General features: G+C 48.9%; 3 protein-coding genes. All 3 read left to right on the top strand.

The annotated features are described in order from the left end of the window. The first annotated feature begins 388 nt into the window (after window positions 1-388). On the top strand, window positions 389-1,075 hold the full coding sequence (locus tag ACP5KC_RS09835) for a hypothetical protein (protein ID WP_428287450.1): 687 nt from the start codon (window positions 389-391) through the stop codon (window positions 1,073-1,075). A gap of 63 nt (window positions 1,076-1,138) precedes the next feature. Next, window positions 1,139-2,317 (top strand): hypothetical protein, encoded by a 1,179-nt coding sequence (locus ACP5KC_RS09830; RefSeq protein ID WP_428287449.1) that lies wholly within the window; start codon window positions 1,139-1,141, stop codon window positions 2,315-2,317. Next, a partial coding sequence (locus tag ACP5KC_RS09825; protein ID WP_428287448.1) for a hypothetical protein occupies window positions 2,307-2,872 on the top strand: 566 nt, incomplete at its 3' end. The genes ACP5KC_RS09830 and ACP5KC_RS09825, both read left to right, overlap by 11 nt.

Genomic DNA, 2,872 nt, shown 5'->3' with positions numbered 1-2,872 from the left:
GGAAACGAGGTGAAAAGCTCCGACTAGAACGCGTTGGCTAAGTGGAGATGGAATTGTCGTACCGCTCAACTATGAAGGTCTTCAAGACGCGTTAAAGCCGTGACCCAAAAAGACTTCGATACCTTGGTCAAGCGGTAAGCCAGTAGTGTTCCACGAGGAGATGGTAATCTACATTCCGATCCTGACCGGCGACGAGTACAGGGACTCGACCTACGGGCACCCCTATCCTGTTGGCACCCGAGAAGACGCCGGGTTAATGGGGCTAGCACTGACTCCTAGCCGCCTCATTGCTCTTGGTTAGACGCGGCTTCGGCTAAAGCAGACTATGGCTTTGTTAAAAGTTTAAAAACCCTTTTTTAGCTTACGATATTAAGCGAGGTGAGTTGCGGTGCGGGCAAGGAGAGCGCTAACAGTAATAATAGCCATCGCACTAGCCAGCTTGGTAGTTGTGAACGCGGCAGCATACGCCTATAGGTGGATTGAGGGTAGAATAACAGTCCAGCCGGCGACTCAGGCCGTCGTTGCGGCGTGTGCAGGGTTCTACAGTTCTATTACTCAACCAGGGATAGACATGCCAGCAGCAGGTACAAACTACAATGCGGTTACCTATGGAAACAATACGATAACCGTAACGCCTGCAGGCCCTGTGTGCCAGTGGACTAATACTACTACTAATACTACTTACAATCTCTACGAGTCTATAACTGTAAGTATACCCGTCACAAACGGCACGTGGTACATAAAAGACTTCTATGGGTTTGGATACCACGGGAATGCATCAACTGACCCCCCAGTATATGTGTGGCTGAGGGTTCCTACACCAATTACACCAATTACAGGTGTATCGTGGGTTGATCTAAGGGTCATCAATGCCACCAGTGGAGCACTTATAGCCATAATAGACCTGATTTCAGGCGGGTATAAATATGGCACTGCACCAATACAGCTGAAGCCCGGGGAAGCACTGCAGCTAGATCTATACTTCAAGATCGCTCCGCCAACGAATGCTAGCTACACGTTCAGAGTTGCTTTCTACGTGTCGCAGCAATCGAGTGAGCCGCCTAGGACCGTCTAGGTAGCGCTGAGGGGCAGGGTTGTGTCGACCACTAGGAAACAAAGTTTTTTTCTTTTTACCCTAGTGAACCTCATCCTCCTTCTCCTGTTTCTCGGAAAGCTCATTTTCTTCCCCGTAGCTCTTGTAGTCGTCGCCGACGACTCCATGCAACCCAAGCTTCACCGCGGTGACCTAGTTCTCCTACTAGCTACCTACCTGGTGAACTACGCTCCAGGCGATGTAGTCCTCTGGTGTATTGACGATTTGAGAAGTGCTTGTTGCCTACATTTACTCGTCAACTCATCTAGTGAACATGTAGTAACCGCCGGCTTGTCCAATAGCGTACCTGATACTCCAGTCCCCAAGCAGCTGGTTTACTACAAAGCCGTTTTTTCAGCACCTCTATTGCTGTGGCTTCCCCTCGTCGTCCTTCTATATGCTTACAACTTACACTACTTTTATAGGAGCTACGTTTTTCGAGTATTTAGTCTGAGACACTACTTTTATAGAAGTTACGTTTTTCGAGTATTTAGTCTGAGACACCCCAGAGACCGCATCTTAACAGGCGTGATCAAGGACATGGTCTACGTAAGTGTGTTAGTTGCCCTAGTCAACTCGATGTTTATCGGGTCAGCATATATCGACCAAAGCCCTCCACAGTACAGCATACCCGTGGTTTCTCTAGTTAGCAGGTCTCTAGACCTGAGTGAAGGAAGGGCTTACGTAACACTAAATACGAGTGTGTACCTAGTTAGGAACGCTAGTTGCTCGCTAGACGACAACACCCCTCTAGAAGTTGAATACGTGCAGGTAGGCGAACTCGCCAACATCACCATTCACATACCCAGGGATTACTTCAGTAAGCTGTGGGCCAACGCGTCGGAGAGGAAACCACCCCTCGCAGCTCCACCGGCCTCGGTCTACCAGAGTTTCGGCTACAACTGCACTGTCCACTTTGACAAGGGATATTTAGAAAGCGCGTTCATTGAGTCATTTACGTGGAAGGAGCCAGAAGTATACGTTAAGGAATGGAGCACCCTCGTAATCGCCAACCCTAACCCGGTCAACCTAAATGCTACCATTGTAATCTACGACGTCTCAAGAACTAGAATAGTTAGTCAATTTAATGTGTCGATCAACTATTTGTCAAGCTACTCGGTGGACCTGCGCGAATTAGTCGGCGAAAAGGGGTCTTACGAAGTGAGGATCTACTACGAGTTCCTGGGAAGTCTTCGGGTAAGAGGTGTTAGAGTTGACTTGTGAAGCAGAGGTTTTAAAGACTACAAAAAGATTGAGAATGCTACTCGTAGCCGGGGCTCTTCTAGCCGGTATAAATGGCTTGTGCCTTACCCTAGCATTACTCAGCGGACCTATAGTCGCATATAATGGCTTTGTTTCTTCGGGCTACGTATCGCTCTTGAAAAGCCAGCTGGATGTTGGAGGGTCGGAGGCCATTTTAAGACCGCTTGAGAGCGTTGAAACGCTGTCGCTCATGCTCTTGGTAGTGTCCGTGGCTGTCATTGTGCTGTCGTTGCTTACTGCTACGAGAGCTGTGTTTGCGAGTAGAGAGGACTTTGTAGCGAAAACGCTTGCCCTGGCGCTCCCTGTAGCAGGAGTGCACATAACTTCTACTCTACTACTAGCGACCCTCCTATCTCTGCTTAGAGTCACGCTAAGGGACATCACCAGCTACATTCCCACATCTTACTCTGTGGAGACAACCGCGGGAAGGCTCTACTTAAACGCCACTAAAACACTCCACTCGTGGGTATACGACTTCTACATGAGGAACCAGCCAGTTCTTTGGATCTACCTCTC

Origin of the sequence: Infirmifilum sp. (assembly GCF_049970975.1) — an archaeon.
Taxonomy (GTDB): Archaea; Thermoproteota; Thermoprotei; order Thermofilales; family Thermofilaceae; genus Thermofilum; species Thermofilum uzonense.
This window is presented reverse-complemented; position numbering and strand designations above follow the sequence as displayed.